At 71.4% G+C, this 23,413-nt stretch carries 20 protein-coding genes; 9 read left to right on the top strand and 11 right to left on the bottom strand.

The features are described from left to right. Positions 1 to 25 precede the first annotated feature (25 nt). The 9 genes from AW272_RS28415 (at position 26) to AW272_RS28375 (ending at position 14,596) form a co-directional block, all read left to right on the top strand. Entirely contained in the window at positions 26 to 2,803 is a 2,778-nt protein-coding gene (locus AW272_RS28415) for a TcpE family conjugal transfer membrane protein (RefSeq protein ID WP_066371511.1), read from the top strand. Continuing rightward, positions 2,796 to 5,270: an ATP-binding protein gene (locus AW272_RS28410; RefSeq protein WP_066371509.1), complete on the top strand. Its 2,475-nt coding sequence runs from the start codon at positions 2,796 to 2,798 to the stop codon at positions 5,268 to 5,270. Before AW272_RS28415 ends, AW272_RS28410 begins: the two co-directional genes overlap by 8 nt. Continuing rightward, complete coding sequence (locus AW272_RS45740) at positions 5,267 to 7,552, top strand: type IV secretion system protein (protein ID WP_066371508.1); 2,286 nt, start codon at positions 5,267 to 5,269, stop codon at positions 7,550 to 7,552. Before AW272_RS28410 ends, AW272_RS45740 begins: the two co-directional genes overlap by 4 nt. A 2-nt stretch (positions 7,553 to 7,554) precedes the next feature. Continuing rightward, on the top strand, positions 7,555 to 8,196 hold the full coding sequence (locus tag AW272_RS28400; protein WP_245657760.1) for a hypothetical protein: 642 nt from the start codon (positions 7,555 to 7,557) through the stop codon (positions 8,194 to 8,196). Continuing rightward, entirely contained in the window at positions 8,193 to 9,272 is a 1,080-nt protein-coding gene (locus AW272_RS28395) for a C40 family peptidase (RefSeq protein WP_066371506.1), read from the top strand. Before AW272_RS28400 ends, AW272_RS28395 begins: the two co-directional genes overlap by 4 nt. A 6-nt stretch (positions 9,273 to 9,278) precedes the next feature. Continuing rightward, positions 9,279 to 9,671 carry a (deoxy)nucleoside triphosphate pyrophosphohydrolase gene (locus AW272_RS28390; RefSeq protein ID WP_066371504.1) on the top strand — a complete coding sequence of 131 codons (393 nt, stop codon included), beginning with the start codon at positions 9,279 to 9,281 and terminating at the stop codon, positions 9,669 to 9,671. 54 nt (positions 9,672 to 9,725) lie between these two features. Continuing rightward, complete coding sequence (locus AW272_RS28385) at positions 9,726 to 11,285, top strand: polyadenylate binding domain-containing protein (RefSeq protein WP_157518845.1); 1,560 nt, start codon at positions 9,726 to 9,728, stop codon at positions 11,283 to 11,285. Positions 11,286 to 11,390: 105 nt separating this feature from the next. Beyond that, positions 11,391 to 12,362 carry a hypothetical protein gene (locus tag AW272_RS28380; RefSeq protein WP_066371494.1) on the top strand — a complete coding sequence of 324 codons (972 nt, stop codon included), beginning with the start codon at positions 11,391 to 11,393 and terminating at the stop codon, positions 12,360 to 12,362. 266 nt (positions 12,363 to 12,628) lie between these two features. Beyond that, positions 12,629 to 14,596: a glycosyl hydrolase family 28-related protein gene (locus tag AW272_RS28375; RefSeq protein ID WP_245657759.1), complete on the top strand. Its 1,968-nt coding sequence runs from the start codon at positions 12,629 to 12,631 to the stop codon at positions 14,594 to 14,596. A 58-nt stretch (positions 14,597 to 14,654) separates the two neighbouring features. On the opposite strand, the gene AW272_RS28370 is transcribed toward AW272_RS28375, so the two are convergent. The 11 genes from AW272_RS28370 to AW272_RS28335 all read right to left on the bottom strand — a co-directional run bounded on the left by AW272_RS28370 (position 14,655) and on the right by AW272_RS28335 (position 23,390). Next, on the bottom strand, positions 14,655 to 15,854 hold the full coding sequence (locus tag AW272_RS28370) for a M16 family metallopeptidase (protein WP_066371487.1): 1,200 nt from the start codon (positions 15,852 to 15,854) through the stop codon (positions 14,655 to 14,657). After that, positions 15,851 to 17,104 (bottom strand): M16 family metallopeptidase, encoded by a 1,254-nt coding sequence (locus tag AW272_RS28365; RefSeq protein WP_066371484.1) that lies wholly within the window; start codon positions 17,102 to 17,104, stop codon positions 15,851 to 15,853. Before AW272_RS28365 ends, AW272_RS28370 begins: the two co-directional genes overlap by 4 nt. Beyond that, positions 17,101 to 18,036 carry a hypothetical protein gene (locus tag AW272_RS28360; protein ID WP_066371478.1) on the bottom strand — a complete coding sequence of 312 codons (936 nt, stop codon included), beginning with the start codon at positions 18,034 to 18,036 and terminating at the stop codon, positions 17,101 to 17,103. Before AW272_RS28360 ends, AW272_RS28365 begins: the two co-directional genes overlap by 4 nt. Further along, positions 18,033 to 18,617, bottom strand: coding sequence for a flavoprotein (locus tag AW272_RS28355; RefSeq protein WP_066371476.1), 585 nt, complete (start codon positions 18,615 to 18,617; stop codon positions 18,033 to 18,035). The genes AW272_RS28360 and AW272_RS28355 overlap by 4 nt, the downstream gene beginning before the upstream one ends. Next, positions 18,610 to 19,572, bottom strand: a complete 963-nt coding sequence (locus AW272_RS28350) for an LLM class flavin-dependent oxidoreductase (protein WP_066371473.1) — start codon at positions 19,570 to 19,572, stop codon at positions 18,610 to 18,612. The genes AW272_RS28355 and AW272_RS28350 overlap by 8 nt, the downstream gene beginning before the upstream one ends. A gap of 105 nt (positions 19,573 to 19,677) precedes the next feature. Continuing rightward, entirely contained in the window at positions 19,678 to 19,833 is a 156-nt protein-coding gene (locus AW272_RS42600) for an LxmA leader domain family RiPP (RefSeq protein ID WP_157518844.1), read from the bottom strand. 72 nt (positions 19,834 to 19,905) lie between these two features. Continuing rightward, complete coding sequence (locus AW272_RS42595; protein WP_157518843.1) at positions 19,906 to 20,049, bottom strand: hypothetical protein; 144 nt, start codon at positions 20,047 to 20,049, stop codon at positions 19,906 to 19,908. Between the two features lie 25 nt (positions 20,050 to 20,074). Beyond that, entirely contained in the window at positions 20,075 to 20,212 is a 138-nt protein-coding gene (locus tag AW272_RS42590; RefSeq protein WP_157518842.1) for an LxmA leader domain family RiPP, read from the bottom strand. A 43-nt stretch (positions 20,213 to 20,255) separates the two neighbouring features. Beyond that, positions 20,256 to 21,188 carry a T3SS effector HopA1 family protein gene (locus AW272_RS28345; protein WP_066371470.1) on the bottom strand — a complete coding sequence of 311 codons (933 nt, stop codon included), beginning with the start codon at positions 21,186 to 21,188 and terminating at the stop codon, positions 20,256 to 20,258. Beyond that, a complete protein-coding gene (gene lxmK / locus AW272_RS28340) occupies positions 21,185 to 22,261 on the bottom strand; it encodes a class V lanthionine synthetase subunit LxmK (RefSeq protein WP_066371468.1) in 1,077 nt (358 codons plus the stop codon). Before lxmK ends, AW272_RS28345 begins: the two co-directional genes overlap by 4 nt. Positions 22,262 to 22,469: 208 nt before the next feature. Continuing rightward, positions 22,470 to 23,390 (bottom strand): aminoglycoside phosphotransferase family protein, encoded by a 921-nt coding sequence (locus AW272_RS28335; protein WP_066371458.1) that lies wholly within the window; start codon positions 23,388 to 23,390, stop codon positions 22,470 to 22,472. Positions 23,391 to 23,413: the final 23 nt, after the last annotated feature.

Here is a 23,413-nt window from a genome sequence, read left to right as displayed (position 1 = left end):
GGCACGTTGCGGAGAGGAGGATCGGGTGGACCTGCCTACATACACCAATATCTGGCGAATTGAGAAGCGGCTTTACAAGCTCTACGACCTGCGGCTGCCCATGCCGCTGCCCATCGTCTGGATCGGTGTCTTCGTCGGCGTCTCCGCCTTCTGGTGGGCTCTCCTCTACCTGGTCGGTTTGCCCTTCGACGCGCCCTGGCACGTCATCTATCTGGTTCCGCCCGGAATCGTGACCTGGCTGTCGACTCGTCCGGTCATCGAGAACAAGCGGCTGACCGAACTCATGCAGTCGCAGGCCCGCTACTTCTCCGAGCCCAAGACGTGGTGCCGCCTCGCCCCGTCCGGCGAGCCCGACGTGATCGCCTTCCAGGCCAAGGTCTGGCGGGCCGGCACCGTCCGGGTCAAGAAGCCCAAGACCGTCCCCGAGCCCCAGCGCGCCACGGTCCGCCCCGCAGTGGCCGCCGCCGCTGCGGCCGCGACGCCGCTGGTCGAAGAGATCCCGATACGCGTGAAGCCGCCGCTGACCACCACCGCCCACGCGTCCCAGGAACCCGCCCGCCGCCTGATCGGCCACCCGGACGACAAGCACGCCGCTTTCACCGACTCCCCGGAGCAGCGCCGCCGCCCCGCGTCGTTCGGCCAGCCGCCCCGGCTGATCCGCCCGGTGTCCGACTCGCCCGCCGGTCCGGCCAAGGACCCGTCACGTCCGTTCGCGACCAACCCGCTGCGACCCGCGTTCCTCGCCCACCCGTCGGACAAGCCACAGCAGAAGACCCCGGAGACCCAGCCCCGCCACGAGGCGCCCGATGCTTCCGCGCGTCCGGCTCCGGGGAGCGGGCTGCGGCCACAGGCTCCCGGGATGCCCCTGCGCTCGGCTGCGGAGAGCGGGCCGGGGTCGCCGGTTCCCGATGTGTCCGCGCGTCAGGCTCCCCAGAGCGAGATCCGGCCCGAGGTGCCCGGTCTGCCCGCGTCTTCGGCCGGTGAGAGCGTGACCCGGTTCAGGGCACCGGGCACTTCTCCGCGCCCGGGTGCGGAGGGCGGGCGCAGACGCCGGACTTTCGACACGTCCACTCCTCCGGCTCCCGAGGCGCCCGGCCTGCCCGCGCACCCGGTCCCGAGGAGCGCGCAGCGATCCGAGGTTCCCGCGCGGCCGGTCGCGGAGAGCGGGACCAGGGCTCAAGGGGACGTTCCCGCACATCCGGCTGCGGACGGCAGGTCACATGCCGAAGCGCCTGACGTGCCTGCACGGCCGGTTCCGGAAAGCACGGTCCGGCCGGAGGCGCCCGGTTTGTCTGCACGGCCGGTTCCCGAAAGCACGGCCCGGCCTGAAGTGCCCGGTTTGTCGGCACGGTTGGGAAGCGGCGCTCGGTCTGTGACGCCCGATGATCCTGCGCGCTCCGCTCCGAAGAGCGGGCGTCCGCCGGTTGACGCTGAGACGGTGTCGTCCCAGGTCTCGCGGTCGGTGGTTCCCGAGGTGGAGAACAGGTCTGCCGAGCCTGTTCGTGCCGAGGCGCAGCACCCTGAAGGCGCTGGGCGAGGCGCGCGCGAATCGGGCGTGCCCCAGCCCGTACAGGAAGAGTCTGCGGCGGTCCGACGGGGTAGGCATGCCGCCGCCAAGGAGCCCGATGTCGCGGTGCCGCCCGCGCGGGTGGAGCCGGTCGCGGAAGAGAGTCCGGCCGAATCTGTTCGTGAGGTCGCGGCGGAGCGCCCTGTGCCGGCTCCCGCTCAGGAGCCGGAGCACCCCGTGCCCGCTCCGGCTCCTGAGCAGCCTGCCGGCGAGGAGGTCTCCTCGCCGCCCATTCGGCCCGATGCGTTGCGTCGGTTGCGCAGGCTGGCGGCCTCCGCCGACTCCGCCGTCGAGCCCGAGGCTCCGGCGCCCTCCGGTGACTGGCAGAAGGAGCGGCTGCGCAAGGGGCAGCCGCCCGCGCCGTTCATTCCGGCCGAGCGCGGGTCGGAGGCCACGTGGCGGCGGGTGTCGCAGGTCGTCGCGGGGTCCGATGGCGACAACGACGAGGATCGAGCCAGGACGGCCATCAACGGCAGCCGGCGCATCGTCGTGCTGGGCTGCACCGGTGGCGCGGGGCAGACGACGACCACGCTGCTGCTGGGGCACTCGCTGGCCCGGCTCAGGGAGGACGGCGTCGTCGCCGTCGACGCCAACTCGGGGGGCGACGGGCTCACCGGGCGCATCAACCCGGAGACGACCGAGACGCTGAGTTCGTTCCTGACGGCGGTCGACAGCGTCGGGACCCGCGTGCGCGGCTACACGACCCGGACCGACTCGGGGCTGGACGTGCTGGCCGCCGACGTCGACCCCGGGGCCGAGCAGCGGATCGGCGATCGCGGGTGGTTCTCCGACCAGCGCATCGCGCGGGCCATGCGGCTGCTTGACCAGCAGTACCGGATCATTCTCATGGACCCGGCCGCCGCGCTCGCCGCCAGGCTGCTGCCCTACGCCGACCAGCTCGTGCTGGTCGCGCCGGCCAGCGCCGACGCACCCGACTCGGTCGCCATGACCTACGACTGGCTCGACGGCCACGGCTGCGCCGATCTGCGGCGCCGGGCCGTCGTCGTCATCAACGGTGTGTCGAGAAGGAGCATGGCCGATGTCGAACGGGCCGAGACGGTCGCACGCGGAAGATGCAGGGCGATCGTGAGGGTTCCGTGGGAAGACGAGTTGGCCGAACCAGGACAAGTCGACCTCAATGACCTTCGCAGCGGCGGCCGCAGGGCGTACGTTGCCCTTGCCGGGGTTGTCGCGAGCGGATTGACCACGGCGAGAGGGGAGAGTTTCGTTGGCTAGGGCGTCGCGGGCGCGCAGTCGCCTGGCGGTCCGTTACTTCGACGACCGCATCCTCCTCACCGACTCGGCGGCCTGGGCCTACTTCCGGCTGCCGACGGTCAGCTACGAGTTCCTCACCCCCGAAGAGCGCGAGTCGCTCGCCAACAACATCACGATCGCGCTGGCCGCGATCCGGATGAGCGACGCCGAGGTGCACCTGCGGGTGGCCCACCGCACCTATCCGGCGGCCGAATGGGCGATGGCCCTCAACGCCACCTCCGACGAGGGGCCGGGCTGGCGCGACTACCTCGAGGAGATGTACCGGCACGTCTGGGCCAAGGACTTCTGGTCCAAGGAGGTCTACCTCGGGGTCCGCCTCGGGCAGCGTGGCACCCAGCTCGGCGAGGGGGTGCTCGCGCAGCTCTTCGGCTTCTACCAGAAGACCGAGAAGGGGCTCGGGCTCGACGACGACCACGTACCGGAGAAGGAAGTCGTCAAGTGGACCGACGCGGCCGAACGGCTCGGCCGGGCCCTGGCGTCGGGGTCGCTCTACGCCCGCCACGCCACCAGCGTCGAGGTCGCCTGGCTGTTCCAGCACGCCGCGTCCGGCGCGCTGGGCGATCCGCCGCCGTCGGCGTCCAAGCGGCGCAAGTGGGGGCGGGGCGAGATCGAGGCGCTCGTCGAGGGACAGATCCACAACGGGCACAAGCTGCTGCGGATCGAGCAGCCCGCCGGTGACTCCTACGTCGCCCAGCTGTCGTTCGCCCGGTTCCCCGACCTGATGGCGTTCCCCGACGGCGAGCCGTGGATGCACTTCAGCGACCAGCTGCCGTTCCCCGTCGAGATCTCCTCCCGGATGCGGCTCATCTCTCCCGTCCGCGCGTCCCGAGACGTCGCCCGCAAGCTCGCGCACGCGCGTGACATGGACATACACATCCGCGAGGCCGGGGCCGAGGCGCCGCTGGCGCTGGCCGAGCAGATCGACGCGGCCCGGATGCTCGAACACGGCATCACCAAGGAACGCCTCCCGTTCGTCTACGGCTGGCACCGCATGAGCGTGAGCGCGCCGACCGAGGAGATGTGCGTCCAGCGGGTAGAGGCGGTCATCGAGCACTACCGCGACATGGGCATCGACGTCGTCAACTCCACCGGCGACCAGTTCTCGCTGTTCTGCGAGGCGCTGCCCGGCGAGAAGGTCCGCGTCAACGCCTACGCGCAGCGGCAGCCCCTGCGCACCATCGCGGGCGGCATGGCGACCGCCACGGTCGACCTGGGTGATCGTTCCGACGAGGCGGGCTGGCTGGGGCCCTACATCGGCGAGACCCTCGGCCGGGCACGCTCCATCGTGCACTTCGACCCGCTCGTGGCGGCGACCAAGAACCGGCCGACGGCCATCGCGATCACCGGGGAGCCCGGCGGCGGCAAGACCACGCTGGCGCTGCTGCTGATCTACCAGATGGCGCTGCGGGGGGTCACGATCGCCGTGATCGACCCGAAGGGCGACGCCGAGTCGATGGTGCAGCTGCTACGGCGACGCGGGCGGCAGGCACGGACGATCCCGCTCGGGTCGGCCGCTCCCGGGCTGCTCGACCCGTTCTCGTTCGGCGACGACCTGGCCGCGAAGAAGACGATGGCCACCGAGACGCTGCGGCTGCTGCTGCCGCGCATGTCGGAGGAGCGCGAGTCGGCCATGGTGCAGGCCGTCGCGGCCGTCGCCAACGAGCCCGACCCCTCGCTCGGGAAGGTCATCGACCATCTCGACCGGTCGGAGGACGCCGCGTCGAAGAACCTGGGCGCCGTGCTGCGGTCGATGTCCGAAATGCACCTTGCCCGGCTCTGCTTCGACCCCTCCGGCGGCGATCAGATCGACACCGAGGGATGGACGACCGTGTTCACCCTCGGCGGCCTCACGTTGCCCGACGTGGCGACGGGGCGCGACGACTACTCGTACGAGCAGCGGCTCTCGGTCGCCCTGCTCTACCTGGTCTCCCAGTTCGCCCGGCGGCTGATGAACGGGCTCGACAGACGTACCCCCAAAGCGATCTTCCTGGACGAGGCGTGGGCGATCACCTCCACGCCCGAGGGCGCCAAGCTGGTGCCCGAGGTGTCCCGGATGGGACGGTCGCGCAACACCGCACTCGTGCTGGTGTCCCAGAACGCGGGTGACCTGCTGAACGAGCAGGTCACCAACTGCCTTTCCTCGGTTTTCGCCTTCCGCTCGACCGAACGGGTCGAGGTGGAGCACGTACTGGAGCTCCTGGGAGTTGATCCGAACGAGGAACACAAGGGCGTGCTGCGCTCGCTGCGCAACGGCGAGTGCGTCTTCCGCGACCTCGATGGTCGGGCGGGCCGGATCGGCGTCGACCTGATCTCCGAGGAGCTGCTGCGCTGGCTCGATACCAATCCGACGCACTCCAAGCCGGATGAGATCGAGCAGGACAAGGTGGGTTCGGGCCGTTCGGGGGTCGCGCAGGAGGTGCGCTCGTGAAACGCAGGGTCGCCCTGCTTCTGCTGGTGTTCGTCACGTTCTTCTTGGCGTCGCCGGTCATCGTCGGATCGTCGGTGGCCAACGCCGACGGGATCTGTGACATGTCCTCCACTCTGTCGCCGGAGGTGGTGGGCTCAGGCGTCGACGGACTCGTCAAACCCCCGCCGCCCGACGACGGCGTCACCGGTGGCGGCACCGGCGTCGGGATAGGACTCGGCGCGGATGTCGAGGCGCCCGCCCAGGCGCTGAAGACCAACTACGAGAACTACGGCATGTCGGGCCAGTTCTGGCACACCTACGAACTCGGCTGCTCCGACGTCGCGGCCGTCATCGGCAACGCCTGGGCCAACGCGATCTTCTCGTGGGCCAAGGCGGTCGACCGGCTGACCATCACGACATACGAAGCGGCCGCGACCGAGGGCCCGCTGCTGCCGATCAAGAACGTCGTCGACGACATCGTGACCAACCTGGCCGACGCGATGTACTGGCCGTTCCTGCGGCCGATAGTGATCATCGCGGCGATCTGGCTGGCCTGGTACGGCCTGCTGCGCAAACGCGCCACCACGACAGCCGAGGCGGTCGTCTGGATGGTCCTCGCGGTCACCGTCGCGACCTGGTTCTTCAGCCGTCCCCAGGACCTGACGAACGTCGGCAAGACGATCACCGACAAGACCACCGAGATCGTGAACTCCGCTTTCTCCGGCCTGCCCGGCGCGGGTGGCGCGTCCTGCCTGCCGCCGCCGGCCAGCGCGCTGGGTGCCGCGGCTGGTGCTGCGACGGGAGCCGCGGCGACCCCGGGGGCCGCGCCTCCGGTCACCGGCGGCGGCTACGGCCAGCCGGGCACACCGGGCGTGCAACAGAACGCCGACGCGCTCTGGTCGACTCTGGTCTGCAAGCCGTGGTTGATGGGCAACTTCGGCACCGCCGACCCGGCCTCGCCGATCGTGGCGGCTTATGGCGCCAAGCTGCTCGACACCCAGGCACTCGACGCCACCGAGCAGCAGGCCCAGCAGTCAGCCGGTACCGACGCCCACCAGCGTCGCTACGAGGAGGAGGTCGCCAACCCGCTGCGCACCAGCCCGGCGTTCTACCTGCTCCAGGGCAAAGACTGGACCAGCAGGCTCGGGGTGGCGATCGGTGCGTTCATCGCTGCCATGGTCGCCGGGTTGCTGATCTTCCTGGTGGCGGTGTCGCTGCTGGTGCTGAAGGTCGGCTTCCTGTTGTTGCTGATCATGGGGCCCATCTTCCTGCTCATCGGCGTCCATCCCGGCACCGGGCGGATCATCGCCATGCGCTGGGTGGAGATGCTCGTCGGCACGCTGCTGCGGCAGGCGGTGCTCGCGCTCGTGCTCGGTGTCCTCGTGTACGGCTATGCCCTGATCATCTCCACGCCACTGCCATGGGGCATGCAGATCATGTTCATGGCGCTGATGACGCTGGCGGTGTTCTTCTACCGCAGGCCGTTCCAGCATCTGTTCTCCTCGATGAGCGGCTCCACCCTGGCCACCCGCATGCTCGGCGACGCCACCACGGCGCCGACGTTGCAGCGGGCCGCAGGGGCGCTGCCGCCGGTCGCCGCGGCCCGGATGGGCCGTTGGGGGCTTCGCAAGGCCGAGCCGATGCTCAACGCCGCCATCGCCGGTTCGACCGGTGGGGCGAGCGGGGCGGCCACCGCGGCCGCCGGGGTCGCCCAGGGCAAGGTCCGCGGCGAGGAACGCGTCGGGGCCCGTGCGAACGGTCAACCGGCCCCGCTGGAGAACCCCGAGCAGGCGGCCCGCCGTAAGACCGGCGTCCCGCCGCCCCGCACGGGTGCCGCGCCGCCGCTCAATCTCAGTCGACCACCGGCCACGACCCGGCCGAGCGCGCCGGCACCGGCTCCCGTCCGGGCTTCTTCTTCAGGAGGAGGAGGCGGCGGCGGAGGCGGGTGGTTCAGCGGTCGTTCGGGTGGTTGGGCCTCGCGGCCGTCGGCGTCCAGAGGGAGTTCTTCTGGCGGCGGTGGCGGCATCCTCGGCGGTGGGTTCTTCGGTGGCGGTGGCAGGTCGTCGTCGGGGGGTTCGTCCTCGCGCCGGTCGGCGCCGCAGCAGCGGCCTCGGTCCGAGCCGACGCGGGCACCCCGATCCGAATCGCCCCGTCCGGCCGAGCGGCCGTCCCGATCGTCCGACGCGCCGCCGTTGTGGCTGCCGGGGCGGTCGGACAGCGGTCGTGGTGGCGGCAGTGGCGGAGGTAGCGGCAGTGGAGACGGCGGGGCGCCGTTCTGGCTGCGGCCGCGTGACAAGGACTGATCATGAACGAGGGCCGGAGGAAGGGCCTGTTCATCGCCGCCGTCGTCGTGCTGGCCGCGCTCGGGATCTATTTAACGACCCTGGGCGACGGCAGCGGCGAGGTCGGCGAGTCGGGAGAGGCCGGGCCGACGGGGTCGGCGGCCACGCGTACGGTCACCGCGCCGCCGGTGGCCGTGCCGAGCCAGGTGGCGACCACGCCGTCGGCCGACTTCGACGTCTACTCCTACCTGCCGCTGTCGCGTGAGCAGCTGGGCGCGGCGGCCGATCTGGCCCGCCGGTTCACCGTCGCGTACGGCACCTACACCTACAACGACCCGGTGGGCCGGGCCGACCGGCTGAAGGCGTTCACGACGGTCGAGTTCGGCGACGACCTCACCCGTACGGTCACCTCCCCGGCCGCCGTCGAGCACGACACGGCCGACCAGGTCGTGTCCAAGGGGGCGGCCCGGCTGAGGTCGATCCGCGACATGTCGGCCGATTCGGTCGTCGTGGTCGTCGAGGGCACCCAGCGGATCACCGCGCTCAGCGGCGCCAAGGACCAGGTCGAGGAGTACGCCGTCACCGTCGTCCAGGTCGGCGCCGACTGGCGCGTCTACGACCTGCAACTGGCCGGCAGCGGCCAGGACGGTGACGTCACCCCGTGACCACGACCCGGCTCGCGAACTGGAAATGGCTGGCCGGGCTGCTGGCCGTGCTGGTGCCCCTGGTCATGTTCGGCGCGGTGGTGCTGATGACGCCGCTGCCGAACATCATGACCGGGGGCGCCGCGGCCGCGTGTGAGTCCGTCGACACCTCCGACCTGTCCGACACCGCGCAGGAGGACATCCCGCCGGAGATGCTGGCGCTCTACAAGAAGCACGGCGACGCCGTCGGCGTGCAGTGGAACGTGCTCGCCGCGGTCGGCAAACGCGAGACCGACCACGGCCGGTCGGAGCTGCCGGGCGTGCAGAGCGGCACCAACTACGCGGGCGCCGCCGGGCCGATGCAGTTCCTCATCAGCACGTGGGGCGGCAAGGCGCGGCTCCCGATCCCGTCGGAGTTCAACGGCTACGCCTCCGACGGCGACGACGACGGCGTGGCCGACGTCTACAACCCGGCCGACGCGATCCTCGGCGCCGCCAAGATGCTCAAGCGCAACGGCGCCCCCGACGACCTGCGCAAGGCGCTGTTCGTCTACAACCGGGCCAACTGGTATGTCGACCAGGTGCTGGAGATCGCCAAGAAGTATGCCGAATCGGGTGAGGTCGAGGTGCCGCCGGAGGCCGACCCGGCCTGTGAGGTGGCCTACGACGCGCCGAACGCGGTGGTCGACAAGATCCTCGACTACGCCCTCGCGCAGCGCGGCAAGCCCTACATCTGGGGCGGCACCGGGCCCGCCGGCTACGACTGCTCGGGGATCATCTACATGGCGTACCGGAACGCGGGCCTGAACATCCCCCGCACCACTTTCGGCCAGTGGCCGTTCGGGGTGCGCGTCGACGCGGGCGAGGAGCAGGCCGGGGATCTGGTGTTCTTCAACTCCGGTCCGGGGACCTCGGCCGACAACCCCGGCCACGTGGGGATGATCGTGTCGCCCGGCAAGATGGTCGAGGCGCGCTGCACCCTCTGCGGCCCCATCAAGGTGACCACCTACCGCGAGCGGAGCGGCATCGTCGGCTACACCCGTCCGCTCCAGAATCCCGATGTGCTGGAGCAGCTGAAGCGTCTGGCCCTAACGTAGAGCGGCATGACACAGGTCGTCGTAGGGGCCGCGATCATCGCGGACGGCCGTCTGCTGAGTGCGCAGCGGGCGGAACCGCCGGAACTGCGGGGCGGATGGGAGTTTCCCGGCGGAAAGGTCGATCCGGGCGAGAGTGACCTCGACGCGCTGGTGCGCGAATGCGAGGAGGAGCTCGGGGTCACGGTCGTCCCGGGCGAGAAGGTGGGCGGTGACTGGCCCCTCAGCAACGGATACGTGCTGCGGATCTGGCTGTCCACGATCACCTGCGGGCGCACGCCGGAGGCGCGGGAGCACCTCGCCCTGCGGTGGCTCGAACCGTTCGAGTTCGAGACGGTGCCTTGGCTGCCGGCCGATCTGCCCATCGTCCGGAAGGTCCAAGATCTGCTCAAGGAGGGTTGAGTCGCCTCTCTTCGTGAGATAACGGTTACTGAGCGTAATCGGGGGAGGATTCAGGTGGTCACTGGACGAGTGGTGTCCCTGGTCGGGGCCGGAATCCTGGCGCTGTCGGCAACGCCGGCCGTGGCCGACGGGGATCCGGGCCGATGGATGAGAACGGGCGACGTCTGGCGGTTCCGCCTGGCGGAGACGTGTGGTCACGTCGGGTGCTCGGCTCCTGATGGGATGGACGGCCAGGGGTGGCGCTGCCCCGTCCAGACGAGTCCTGCCGAAGCCGGGCAGACGATGGTCGGCCCGGGGCTGTTCGTGGAGGCTCCGGCGACGATGCGGCTGAGCCTGAACATGGTGGAGCTGGCCCATCGCGTGGCCGTCGTCTGCGCCCGCCTCAGTTCGATGCCGCCGGGGAAGCTCGGCGCGCTGGCCGCGACGGGCGAACTCGCCGACGGCGTGACCCAGTCGGCCGAGACGGCGTCGGTGGCCGAAGCGGAGGCCCGCGCACTCGCCGGGCAGTTCGCGGAGGACGCCGCCGCCCTGGCCCAGCCGCCCACCCGGGTGACGGGCGCCCAACCCCACGTGATGGACGGCCAGGCCGGGCCGCAAACGTACACGGCCGAGAGCCAGGCCCAGTACCCGATCCAGGAGATCGTGGGCCAGGCCCAGCCGCCGATGCAGGTGGCCGAAGACCGTGCGCAGCGGCCGGCTCACGTGACCGGCGGACAGGTTCGCCGGCCTGTGTACGTCGAGGGCCGGTCCCGCCCGCCCAGGCAGATGGCCGAAGGGCACGTCCAGCGGCCCGTGCACCGTGGCGAAGGACGGTCCCGCCCGCCGATGTACATGGCCGGAGGTCACGCTCAGTCGCCGATCCAGATGGTCGAAGGCCCGATCCAGTCGTGGGGCCAAGGCGCGGAAGCGCCCGGTCACCCGCGCAACCGTGGGGCCGAGGAGCAGAACGGCCCGCACATTCTTGGGCCCGAGGGGCCAGACCGGTCCCGAGGCCACAACCGGGTCGAGCCCGTCGCCGAGCCGCAGGCCATGCCCCAGTTCCCGATGTCGGAGATGCCGGCAAACACGCTGGTCAACCCGGGTCAGAGCCCGCTCGTCGACGGCGCTGGCCCGCAGGCGCCTCTTCCCGGCGGGCCGCAGCCCGGCCAGGAACTCCAGGTTCCGCCTGGTCAGATGGCGATCGGGGACGCCGGTGGCCCGGCGGGCGGTCCGCCGCCGATGGCCCAGGGCGTGCCGGCGGAAGTGCCTCAGCCCGCACCCAACGCGGCGCCCGCGCCCGCGCCGGTGGAGATGATGCAGGAGCCGTTGTCAGGGGCGTTGTCGAATCTTCCGCCGCTGCCGCAGCTCCCGCCGGGCCAGCCGCTGCCGCCCGGGATGATCGAGGGCGGGACGCCGCCGGAGCTGCTGATGCCGATGGCGGCGCCCACGCCGAGCGGTCCGCCGCTGACCCGGTCGCTGAACAACACGCAGGCGATCGCGCAGGAGGACTCGGGTCTGGAGCTCATCAAGGGGTGGCCCGGCGTGGTGGCCGCGATCGCGGCCCTGATCGCGGTGCTGGCGCTGCAGATGCGGCTCGGACGGCGCAAGGTCGTTTCCGACCCGCAACCAAAGTGAGGTTTGCCGTTACTTTGCCGGACTAGTATCTGTCTGACGTACGGAGTCAGGCAGAAGCGGCGGAGGAACCCGGTGGTCGGTCGAGCGCCCAGGAGAGCCGCGGCGGTGATCGCCGCGGTGGTCGGTTCGCTCGGCGTGGCCGTGATGGTGGCGGCCGGCGCGAGCGCCGCCAACCCCGTCGACCCCTGTGACACGGGCCAGGCCTGTGACACGGTGACCACGACGATCACCACCACGCCGTCGCCGACCCCGTCGGAGGCCGTGGTCACCGTCACTCAGACGGTGACCCCGACGCCGACGGCGAAGCCGACGAAGCAGCCCACCCAGGAAGAACAGCCCACGCAGGAGCAGCCGGCTCCGACGCAGGACGCCGTGGTGCCCACCAACGACGTGGCGCCGCCGCCGGCGCAGGTCGACCCCCCGGCCGACCAGACGGTCGACCCGCCCGCCGACGACCCCGGCGTCACCCTGGCTCCGGCCGAGCCGACCACGGCCACCCAGCCCACCACGGGCATGAGCCAGCCGGTCCCCGAGACGGCCCAGGTGGAGATCCGCAACGCGACCCCCTACTTCGACGAGGTCACCCTCAGCCGCAAGCTGGCCGTCCCGGCCGCCGTGCTGGTGCTGCTGGCGCTGCTCGCCTGGCTGATCTTCGAAGGGCGCCTGCGCCGCCTGGCCCACGCGGCGGCGGTCCGCAAGGCGGGTCCGCAGATGCCGCCGAACATGGCGATGATGCCTTACCCGGGTTACCCGATGCAGCCCTACGGCCAGCAGTACGGCCAGCCCTATCCCGGCCCCTACCCGGGTCAGCCGTATCCGGGCCAGCCCTACCCGCCGCAGCCGCCTCAGCAGGTCGTCAACTACGTGCCGGTGCCCTACCCGATGCCGTTCCCGACCCCGGCCCCGGCGCCGCAGGACTACACGCAGCCCTACGTCTACCAGCAGCAGCCGCCGCCCCAGGCGCCGCCGCCCGCGCCCCCGTCGCCGACGTACGCCAAGGGTTACGTCCTGGAGAGCTCCAACCACCCGCCGGACGACGACGAGAACCAGACACCCCCTGGCCGCCGCCCCTACTGACCGAAACACCGAACAGCCCTCCTGACCGGAGGGCTGTTTCTTTTTGTGCACAGGACGTCCGACCTGGGCGTGCGTTGCGTGAGGCTGCAACACGCGGTGCCAAAGCGCGCAAGAAAGCGAGAGCGTTACGAAACTATTTCGCAGGACTCTTGTGGAACGGGGCACGGGCGACCTACTGTCACCTCACCCTCAGGTGTTCACCCCCCGACAGAAACGAGCACGAGATGTCACGAAGAGTGGCGTTGGCGGTGGTTACAGCCACGGCCGTGGGCTTGAGCCTGGTGGTGGCCGGCCCGGCCGCCGCGCATCAGACGGCGACGCCGACCGCGGTGACGCGGGCCGCACTCGACCCCGCGTTGGTCGCGGGCCGCGGCGCCAACGTCCCGTTCGTCGAGCAGGAGGCGGAGAACGCGGCGACCAACGGTGTCGTGATCGGCCCCGACAGGAACCCGTACACGCTGCCGGCCGAGGCCTCGGGCCGTAAGGCGGTCAAGCTGACCCCCGGCCAGTGGGTGGAGTTCACCCTGCCGAAGGCCGCCAACGCCCTCACCGTGCGCTACAGCGTCCCCGACGCCCCGAACGGCGGCGGCATCACCGCTCCGCTGAACGTGACCGTCAACGGCGGCAACAAGAAGACGGTGACCCTGACCAGCCAGTTCGCCTGGCTGTACAACCAGTATCCGTTCACCAACGACCCGAACGCCGGCCTGCTCCACTCCGACTGGTGGATCACCGAGTGCCAGTGCGTGCCGGCCGCCACCACTCCGACACCGGAGATCACCAAGCCGTTCCGGCCGATGCACTTCTACGACGAGCAGCGGCTCCTGCTCGGCAAGACCTACAAGGCCGGTGACAAGGTCCGGCTGACCGCACCCGCGAACACCAACGCGGCCTGGACGGTCATCGACCTGCTCGACTCCGAGGTCGTCGGCGCGCCGTTCGTGCGCCTGATCGCCGCCAACGTGCTGCTGTTCGGCGCCGACCCCACCGGCCGCAAGGACTCGGCCCCGGCCATCGAGAAGGCCATCGCCTTCGCCAAGCGCAGCAACCTGAAGGTCTACGTGCCGCCGGGCGTCTACCAGGTCAGCAAGCACATCATCGTCGACGACGTGACGATCGAGGGCGCCGGCTCCTGGTACACGATCATCAAGGGCAAGGAGGTCGCCCTGCCGACCCCCGCCCCCGACGGCTCGGTCCACACCGGCGTCGGCTTCTACGGCAAGGACGCCACCGAGGGCGGCAGCCGCAACGTGCACCTGTCGGGCTTCACCATCGAGGGCGACGTACGGGAGCGGATCGACACCGACCAGGTCAACGGCATCGGCGGCGCGATGAGCGACTCGACGATCAAGGGCCTGTACATCCGCCACACCAAGGTCGGCCTGTGGTTCGACGGCCCGATGAACAACATCAAGGTGACCGACAACATCATCGTCGACCAGATCGCCGACGCCCTGAACTTCCACGGCGGCGTGACGAACTCGGTCGTGTCGGGCAACTTCATCCGCAACACGGGTGACGACGGCCTGGCCATGTGGTCGGAGAAGAACCCCAACGTCAACAACGTCTTCGACCGCAACACCGTCCAGACCCCGACGCTGGCCAACGGCATCGCGATCTACGGCGGCAAGGACAACGTGGTCTCCAACAACCTGGTGGCCGACCCGCTGCGCGAGGGCTCCGGCCTGCACGCCGGTTCCCGCTTCGGCGCCGAGCCCTTCACCGGCACGCTGAAGTTCACTGACAACACCACGGTCCGGGCGGGCACGTTCGACCTGAACTGGCGCATCGGTCTCGGCGCGATCTGGCTCTACGCCCTCGACCGCTCGATCGAGAACGACATCCAGGTCACCGGCGACCACTACCTCGACAGCACCTACAACGCGATCATGATGGTGAGCGAGTGGGGAGTGAAGGACCTCTACTCGATCACCGGCGTGAAGTTCAAGAACCTCCGCATCGACGGCACCGGGACCTCGGTCCTGAGCGCCCGCGTCAAGGGCGGCGCCTCGTTCGAGAACGTCGACGCCCGCAACGTCGGAGCGGTCGGCATCAACAACTGCGGCTCGTTCAACTTCCCCCCGACCGGCTCGGAGTTCTCCGTGACCGACCTGGGCGGCAACGACGGCGGCGGCACGACCGGCCCGTGGGCGGGTTCGTGGCAGCTCCCCAACACCATCACCTGCGACGACCGCCCGGCGGTCGTGGCGCCCCCGGCGCCGTCCCCGTGGTGAATGTCTGAGTGAAAAGAGCCGGCCCGGTTCTCCGGGCCGGCTCTTTCTCTTTGTACGACTATCGGACGAGTGAGAGCGTCTCCGGCAACGCCTCAGGATCGGCGGCGACCACACCGGAGAACCGGCCGGGGGCGAGGTACTCCGCCGCCGCCGCGACCACCTCTTCGGTGGTCGTCGCCCCGATGCGGCGGGTGAAGTCGAACAGCAGCAGCGGGTCGGCCGACTTGGCCGCGAGGTCGAACAGCGCGTTGGCGTAGGCGGCGCGCGAGGCGAGGCGGGTCGCGGACGAGCCGAGGGCGTACGTCCGGGCGGCGTGGACCTCCGCCTCGGTCGGGGGATGGGTGGTGCCCAGCCGGTGGAGCTCCCCGCCCAGCACCTCCAGCGCGGCCGAGGTGGTCGCGGCGGCGGTGTCGGCCTCGATGGCCAGCAGCGGACGGCCGGGCCGCAGGTCGAAATAGGACATGATCCCGTACACATAACCCTTGTCCTCGCGCAGGCTCCTGGCCAGGCGTGAGGAGAGTGCGCCGCCCGTGACGTTGCTCGCCACGAAGAGAGCCGGGTAGCGCTCGTCGTCGACCGGTACGGCGGGGGCGCGCAGGCGGATCCGCGACTGCGAGGTGCCGGGCTGGGGGAGCGCCGTCAGGCGGCCGGTCTCGATCGGGCCGAGCGGGGGCAGCGTGACGGTGCCGCACCCGGTCCAGCCGGTCAGGGCCTTCTCCGCGGCGTCGGCCAGCCTCCCGGGGTCGCCGGGGGCCAGGATGATCAGCACCGCGCCGCGTGGGTCGAAGGGGCGGTGCAGCTCGGTGATCGCGGCCACGTCGTCGGCGCCGGGGACGGGGTGGCTCACCGGGTGGTCGCCGAACAGGTGGCGGGCCAGTGCGGCCCTGGTCGCGATGTCGGGATGGGCGCCGAGCACCCGGAGCTGGGCCACCAGCTGGCCCCGGGCCGGCAGGAGGTCCCCCGGGGTGCCGTCGACGACGTCGGCCAGCGCGGCCAGCAGCACGTCGAGGTCGGTCAGCGCGGCGGAGGCGGTGACGCCGACGCGGTGCACGTCCCCGGTCGCGGACAGTTCCACCCCGTCGCCCGCGTCGTGGCCGAGCGACAGGCAGGTGGCCAGCAGCATCGACGCGGCCAGGTCCGCCGGGGTGAGACAGGGTGCGGGCAGGTGCAGGCGGGCCTCCACCATCGGCATGACGCCGTGGTCGAGGGCCAGGATCCGCAGGCCGTTGGGCAGGGTGCGGTCGACCGGTCTGTTCATCGGGCCGCTCCCGGGATCAGGGTCAGCAGTGCGCGGGAGTCGGCCTGGAGGGAGGACGCCGCCTTGGCCACGTCCTCGGCGGTCACCGCCGCGCACAGGCCGGGCAGCAGGTTGACCGCCCCGGCGTCGCCGAAGAGCAGCTCGAACCGGCCGAGTGCGCGGATGCGCTGGGCGGGTTCGTCCATGGCCCGGTGATGGGCGTTGGTCCAGCTGGTGCGGCGGCGGCCGAGCTCCTCCAGCGTGGGCCCGAACCGGGCGATCGAGTCGAGCTCCGCGTCCACGGCGGCCAGCACCTGCTCGGCGGGCAGCTCCTGGGGATGGATCGCGGTGAGGATCCACATGTCGGGGTCGCGCGCGTCGAGCAAATCGAACAGGCCCATGCGTGCGGAGAACGTCACCGTGTGCCCGGTCTCCCGGCGGAGCCGCTCCCGCAGCCGGGGGCGGTTCCCCCCGGTCAGCACGGCGGCCACCGCCGAGAAGGCGAAGTGCGTGCCGAAACCGGTGGCCGGGTCGGGCACCCGGTGCCCGATGGCGAAGGCGGGCAGGGGGGCCATCGGATCGACGTGTTCGCCCTCCACCCGGCCCACCGGCTCGGGCTCCCACCGGGACACCCGCTCCGGCGCCGGCGAGGCCGGGAGCTGCCCAAACGTCTGTGCCACGACGTCCAGAACCTCGTCGGTCCCGACGTCTCCGGTGATGGTGAGCACCGCGTTGCCGGGCCCGTAGTGGCGGGTGAAGAAGTCGGCGCAGTCGTCCACGGTGACGTCCAGGAGCGCGGTGTGGTCGCCGTAGCCGTCGTGGGCGTTGGCGAAGTCGCGGAACAGCACGGGCGACAGGTGCGGCCAGGGGAAGCCGCCGTACGGCTTGCGGAGCTTGCCGAGGATCTCCTCGCGGATGACCTCGGTCTGCGCCCGGACGGCGCGTTCGGTGATCTTCGGGGCGCGCATGCGGGCGGCCTCCACCGCGATCGCCCGATCCACGGCCTCGGCGGGCACCACCGTGTAGAAGTCGGTGTAGTCCTGCCGCGTGGAGGCGTTGCAGAAGCCGCCGATGCTCTCCACCTGCTGGAAGTGGTCGCCGTCGCGGTCCTGCGAGCCCTGGAACATCAGGTGCTCGAACAGGTGGGCCAGGCCCGACCGTTCTTCGGCGCGGAACCCGACGTCGTAGTGGACGGCGACACTCGCCACGGGCCGGGAACGCTCCTCCTCGACGACCACCCGGAGGCCGTTGGGCAGGGTCAGTCTCTTCATCGGTGGCTCGTCTCCAGCAGCAGTCGGCCGTCGGTGGCCGCGTCGATGACGCCCGCCAAGACGGACAGGTAGTCGTCGAGGGTGTCGTGCCAGCCCATATAGGCCGAGAAGTCGTGGGTGTGGGTGAGGAACCGCAGCAGCGCCACCCGGCCCACGGCGGCGCGGTCCAGCGGGGCGGGGTAGGCGTCGAGCAGGCGGTGGACGAGGGCGTCGTAGTCGGCGCGGCCGAGTGGGCCAGGTTTGACCCCCGCGTGGCCGAACTCCACGAGCTCGCCGATCAGCCAGCCCAGGTCGAACTCGGGCGGTCCGGCGGCCAGATCCTCGCCGATCAGCAGAGCGCCCGCGTCTGCCGGGTCGTCGCCCACCGGCAGCAGGATGCCGTGGCCGGGGGCGCCGTGCAGCAGCACCCGCCGCCCGCCGACGATGGCGCACCAGCTCTCCACCAGGTCCAGCCGGTCCCGGCCGAGCACCACGTGGGCCCTGCGGTGCAGTTCGGCCGCGCCGCGCGGCCCTCTCCCGCCGCGCAGCCAGTTCAGGAGTCTCCGTACGCCCACCGGCACGGCCGCCACTTCCACATCCGGCACCGGGACGGCATGCAGCGCGGCCAGGGTCAGCGCGGTCGCCGCGAGGGTGTCCCCGGCGACCCGCATCAGTTCGGGCACCTCACCGGCCAGCCCGAGGAACAGGGTCGCGACCGGAGGGAACCGCCGGACCCGGTAGGTCACGCCGCCTTCGGCCGGTTCCGGCAGCGTCAGCGCCACCCGGCCCGTCGGCGCCGACGCGACGGCCGCGTGCAGCAGCGGGTGCGGAACGCGGATCTGCCCGTTCCGGTCGGCTCCGGGCCGCCGGGTCCACAGGTAGGTTCCGTCGTCGTCCCGGGTGACCGTGGTCCGCAGGTAGCCGGTGGCGAACGACGTGATGACCCTGCTCATCGCCAGGCCTCCAGCTGTTCGATCAGGACGGGGAGCGGGGGCGGCGAGGCGGCCGTCCACTCCCGTGTGTGCGCGCTGAAGCCCCGGATGGGATCGCCGATGACGACGTTGGGCCGGGCCTGCAGGGCGGTGAGGTTCTGGCGGTAGGCGTGCGACTCGGTCGCGCCCGGCGGCAGGGCCGGGCCGATGCCGATCCGCGCCTTGGTGGTCTGCAGCGCCAGCAGCATCGGGGTGTCCGCGAGACCGCCCGCGAACCGGCTCAGGAAGTTGTACGTCGCCGGATAGACCAGCACGGTGTCCGGCCAGGTGGCGTAGTGGACGTGCGGCGAGCCCGGCACCGGGTCGTCCGGCCAGGCGTCGAGCGGCACGTCCTTGTTCAGCATCACGGCCAGCGCGTGCCGGGTCACGAACCGCTCCGCGCTCCGGGTGACCACGACCTGGATCTCCAGCTTCGGGTACGACAGTTGCAGCCAGTTCACCCAATAGGGCATGAACGTGGCGTTCAACGACCCGGTGATCATCACCAGCAGGCGTTCTGAGCTGAACGCGGGCGCGTTCAGCGCGGCGGCGAGGTCAGTCATCTGCGTCCGCCAGCCCCGCGAGGATCTGCTCGGCATCGGCCAGCCCGGCCTTCAGCCCCTCGATCGCGCCGACTCCACCGGTGTTGACGATGACCTCGTCCACACCCGCGTCCCGGTAGGCCCGCAGCCGCGCCACGACCTCGTCGAGGGTCCCGTACGCGTACACACCCGCCTCGACCATCGCCCGCGCGCCCGCTCCGGGATCGGACGAGTCGGCGGGCACCGCGGCCCGGCGGAGCATGTCGGTGTAGTGGTGTGAGCCCAGATGGCCCCGTGCCACGGAGAGCAGCAGCCTGACCGGGTCTCGCCCGGGGCCGGCCAGCCCCGCGTGCACCACGGTGGCGACCCGGGGCACCTTCCCGCCCGCCGCGCCCTCCGTCAGCGCGGGGATCAGGGTGTCCTTGATGTACGCGGGCGGCGTCATCCAAGTGACGGCGACGTCGGCGACGCCACCGGCGGCCCTGGCCATGCCGGGGCGGAGCACGCCCAGACCGACCTCGACGGTCGGATGGTTCATCTTCGGCAGCTGGCCGGTGGCCACGCACGCCTCACAGTCATGGCCGGAGACCCCCTTCCCGAGCATGCCGCGCACCGCGCCGGCGTAACCGGCGGCGGCGGTGGCGGGCTTGGTGTAGGGCCGCCCACGCAGGCTTCTGACCATCTCGGGAGTCGCGGCACCATAGCCGGCGACGACCGGGCGGCCGGTGAGCGTGGCGACGCTCCGGGCCTGGCCCGCCGCCTCCATCGGGTGGCGCAGCGGCATCAACGTCACGCCGAGGCCGGTCGGCACCTTGTACCCCCGCCCCGCCAGGTAGGCGAACATCTGGTGCGACTCGACCCCGAACGACTGGCCCATCCAGAGACGACCGGCCTGCCCTCGGTTCACGACCTCGGCGAAGGGAACGACCTGCTCGGGATGCTGGGGTTGGAGAGGGAACAACAGCGCGTAGGACATGCTTGACTCCGTCGGGGGGACATGGGCCGGCGGTGTCACGGGCAGTTCGAGTGCCCGTGACACCGCCTCAGACCGCCTTCATCAGGCGCTTTGGAGTTGTGCTGGTCAGCACTCGGAGCCGAGGGTGTACGCGATCGAGATCGTGTAGATGGTGATGGTCACGGTGACGACCGACGCCGCGTCCGGCGTCTCCTGGTCGGCGGCCACCTCGGCGAGGGTGGTGTAGGTGTCGGCGCCGTTCATGAGCAGTTCAGCGGACATGTGATGGTCCCTTCGATTCGTTGTTACGGTTCCCCGGAGGCCGATGGCCCCGGGAGCTTCGGACGTCGGCGATCAGCACTCGAGCAGGTAGGTCAGCGAGATCGAGATCGAGACCGTGGGCGTGGGCAGGGCGTCGAGGGTTTCGGGCTCGGCGGTCGCGACCTCGGCGAGCGAGGTGTAGGCGTCGGCGCCGTTCATGAGCAGTTCGGTGGACATGGGATTTCCTTCCGCGTGGATGAGGTCAGCACTGGAGGTACACCGTGAGGGTGTGCGGCAGGCTGGTGGTGAGGATGGGCGCGGCCTCGGGGCCGCTCTCCGCCGCGAGCTCGGCGAGCGAGACGTACGCGGCGGCACCGTCCATCAGATGGTCGGCGGGCATGAAGGTCACCTCCTCTCGTGCCTTCGTGCGTCCGGCCCCTGGGTCAGAGGCCGGTGGTCTCGAAGGGCAGCGACGGCGAGCCGCTGTTGCGGTGGAGGGCGCCGGGGGCGATCCCGGCCTCGGCGAGGGCGTCATCGACCGTCTGGTCGCGGTCGCCACCTCGTTCGGCGTGGGTCATGAGCCCGGCCGCGATGGCCCGGGACCGGTGTTCGCCGAAGCTCAGGCCGCGCCAGCCCGGCCGGTCGTCCTGGGGTTCCCAGGCCCATCCGGCGCCGGGGCCGAGCGGGGCGACGTAGTCGGACACGTCCGGCCCGGTCAGGCCGGTCGCGATGGCCTTCTCGGCTACGTCGGGGACGACGTGCCAGCCCTGTGCCCCCAGGTAGACGACCACCGCGTCGCGGCGGGGATGGAGATCTCTGGCCGAGAGCACCTTGGCGCGGTAGGGCACGCCCGACGACTCCAGCGCGGTGAGCACCGCCGCCCAGAGCGGCGGAGCGGCGTCGGCGTCGCGGGCGCTCACATACAGCCGCACGTGCCCCGGCGACTGCGTGTCGCCGCCCCGGGAACCGTTCACGAACAGGAATCCGGGGGAGGCGGCCGGCAGTACCGAGGGCAGGTCGACGCGGCGGGCCGGGCCGTTCGGCGTCTCGACCTCCTCACCGAGCCGGTCGTCGGGGACGCGCACGCGCACCGCGCCCAGGCGGACGACACCGGGCAGGCCGGGTTCCGGGCGGGCCAGCAGCGAGGAGGACTCGTGCGGGACCACCGCGCGCAGCTCCCGCTCGAAGGCGGGATCCCTGATCGTCTTGGGGCGGGGGCCGTCCTGGGCGGCCCGGCCGGCGTGCAGAACGTCGTAGAGCGCGTTCGCCAGGGCGGCGCGCAGGCTCTTGGGGTTGTCGGCGGTGACCTCGCGGTCGTCCACCGTCGCGGTGGTCAGGTCGGAGTCGATCCGCACCCGGTCGAGTAACGGCTTCACCGGTTGTCTCCAATGCCCAGCGTGGTGGTGAAGGCGGCGGGGTCGAGCAGGACCTTGCGGCCCACCCCGGCGGCGGCCCGCTCCAGCGGTGTCAGCCGGGGCCGCTCGAATCCGGCGGCGAGGACCCGGTCGAACATGTGCCAGCCGGCGAAACCGGCCGCGCGGGCGGCCAGTTCGTGATCGTCGCGGGCGGCCGGGCGGGCCTCCAGGTAGCCCGTCCAGAACGCCTCGATGTAGGGGCGCAGCGTCTCGAACCTGCGGGCGCCGTTGTTGACCACCTCGCGGTCGCTCACGCCGTCGTCCTTGGTGGCCATCCCGAGCACGCCCCGGTAGAGCCACTCGCCGGCGAAGGCGCCCACGTCGCGGGCGGCGTCGGCCACCCGGGCCTCCTCCCAGTCGACCAGGTGGAGCCGGTCGTCGTGCACGAGGAACTGGTCGAGCCGCAGGTCGCCGTGGGTCAGCACGCGCGGGCCGGTCTTCGCCCACTTGGCGAGCCTCCCGATCGCCTCGGTCACCTCGGCGTCGTTGTGCAGGATCGCCCACGACTCCAGTTCGGCGCCGCTGGCGGCCTGGTACATCTCCATCGAGATCGCGGTCAGGGCCTTGAGCGGCGGCAGCGGCGGCGCCGAGTCGTCCTCGGCCACCGGCGAAGGCGGCGTCAGGCCGTGCAGGGTGCCCAGCTGGACGCCCGCCGACCTGGCCAGCTTCCAGCTGAGGTCGTCGCCGAGCTCCGACGCGCTCCGCGCGTCCTCCAGCAGGGTGAACGCGACCAGGGAGGTCGTCTCGTCGCCGCCGAGGAACCGGGGGACGTTGATGACAGGGTGCGCGTCGAGCAGGTCGCCCATCGCCGCGATCCGGGCCACCCGGCGGCGGACGTCGGCCTCGACGCCGCCCACCCGCTTGACGAAGACCGGAATCCCCACGCTGGTCACGCCGGCCCAGGAGTCGTTGCGCCCCCGGAACGCGGAGACCTCGCCCTCCCGCAGGACGCCGAGACCGAGCCCGGTGAGGAACTCGCCCACCTCGGGGACCCGTTCCAGTGGAACCGGCGCGATGGCCGTCGGTGCCGTCATGGGCGCGCTCCTGATTCTCTGTGCATGTGTCTAACCCCCGTACGAGCCGATGGGTGAGAGCCTGGCGTGCCCGTCTTGTGTCTCAGTTGTGGATCACCTGCCTGCCACTGGCCACCGGGTGGCAAGCAGGTGCAACCGCATGTGACAGCCGTACCGGAAGAGAAAAGAGCCGGCCTGGAGATCCAGGCCGGCTCTTTCCGGTGGGGTCTTACGGCAGCAGGTGCCCGTCGGCGGCCGCGTCGATGGTGACCGCCAGCGCGGGCAGGTGCTGTTCGAGGGACTCGTGCCAGCCCACGTAGGCGGCGAAGTCGTGGGTGTGGGTGAGGAAGCGCAGCGCGGCCACCCTGCCCGTCGCGGCGCGGTCCAGCGGCGCGGGGTAGGCGTCCAGCAGGCGGTGGATGAGGGCGTCGTGGTCGACGTGCGGGAAGGGACTGCCCGGGATCCGGCCGACGTGGGAGAACTCCACGAGTTCGCCGGTGAGCCAGCCCAGGTCGAACTCCGGCGGGCCCGCGCTGAGATCCTCCCCGATCAGCAGAGCGCCGTCGTGGCCGGCGCCGATCGGGAGCAGGATGCCGGACCCGGGAGCGCCGTGCAGCAGCACCCGCCGGTCACCCCCGATGGCGCACCACTCCCGCGCCTTCTCCAGGCGCGCCCGGCCGAGCACCTCGACGGCGCGGCGGTGCAGTCGGGCCGCGCCGCGCGGCCCCCGCCCGGCATCCAGCCAGGCGAGCAGCCGCCGGACGCCGTCCGGCGGTGCCGGCAGGTCCGCCTCGGGCAACGGCGCGGAATGCAGCCGGGCGAGGGTGGCGCCGGCCTCCGCGAGGGTGTCCCCGGCCGTCTGCTCCAGGCCGGGCGTCGCGCCCGCCATTCCGAGGAACAGGAAGGCGACCGTCGTGTACCGCCCGGTCCGGTAGGTCACCCCGTCGTTCTGCGCGGGCTCCGGCAGGGTGAGCGCGACCCGGCCCGCCGGCACCGACGTGATCGCCGCGCGCAGCCGCGGGTGTGGAACGGGGATCTCGCCGCCCCGGTCGGTGCCGGGCCGCCGGATCCATCGGTAGGTTCCGTCGTCGTCCTGGACGATCGTGGTGCGCAGGAAGCCGGTGGCGAACGACGTGACGACCGTGCTCATCGTTTGACTCCATGGGGGCGGGG

The sequence above is a fragment of the Herbidospora mongoliensis genome, from assembly GCF_001570545.1.
GTDB classification, from domain to species: Bacteria; Actinomycetota; Actinomycetes; order Streptosporangiales; family Streptosporangiaceae; genus Herbidospora; species Herbidospora mongoliensis.
This window is presented reverse-complemented; position numbering and strand designations above follow the sequence as displayed.